Source organism: Synechococcus sp. R6-7 (assembly GCF_047461695.1).
Classification (GTDB): Bacteria; Cyanobacteriota; Cyanobacteriia; order Thermostichales; family Thermostichaceae; genus Thermostichus.
On sequence record NZ_JANSHS010000329.1, the window covers coordinates 1 to 605 of the forward strand.

Sequence of the window (605 nt, forward strand, 5' to 3'; positions counted from 1 at the left end):
CTGTTGCAGAGAGTGCGGGGCTTCCCGGCGAGCTAGCTAATCGCCCTCACGGCCTCCAGCAGCTCTCGGTTGTCTCGCTTGAACAAGGGCAGCCACTCCACATGCTGGTAGCGTAGGATCCCTTGGCTATCCACCAAAAAATAGGCCCGCCGCGTCCCCAGCAGGCTGTCCACCCCGTACTGCTGGCTCACGGTTCTGTCCACATCGCTCAGCAAAGGAAACTCCAGCTTAAGCTGCTCGGCAAAGGCTTGGTGCCTGGAGAGGGGATCGCTGCTGATCCCCAAGATCTCGCAGCCCGCGGCCCGGAAAGCTTCCCAATCCTCCCGAAAGCAACGCATCTCGCTCGTGCATACCGGGGAAAAATCCGCCGGGTAAAAGGCCAGCAACACCTTGCTCTTGCCCCGGTAGGCCGCCAGTGAAATCTGGGCTCCCTTTTGGATCCCTTTCCCCACCGCAGGCAAGCTAAAGTCAGGAGCAACAGCCCCAATCACAATCCCCATAAACCCGTCTGACCCAAACTAAGCTCACTTCAACAGTCTAGCGGTGGATCCGGATCCCTTCTGGCTTCAAAAAATTTTGGGTTGGATATCTTGACGGGGTGGTGG

General features: G+C 58.2%; 1 protein-coding gene. It reads right to left on the bottom strand.

Features of this window, described 5'->3' with window-relative positions; translation table 11 throughout:
- Positions 1-32 precede the first annotated feature (32 nt).
- Positions 33-500 carry a peroxiredoxin family protein gene (locus tag NW815_RS10060; protein ID WP_011432999.1) on the bottom strand — a complete coding sequence of 156 codons (468 nt, stop codon included), beginning with the start codon at positions 498-500 and terminating at the stop codon, positions 33-35.
- Positions 501-605: the final 105 nt, after the last annotated feature.

What these genes read in the sequence shown, in the direction of transcription:
- NW815_RS10060 (WP_011432999.1), bottom strand. Translation starts at nt 500, where the DNA reads ATGGGGATTGTGATTGGGGCTGTTGCTCCTGACTTTAGCTTGCCTGCG.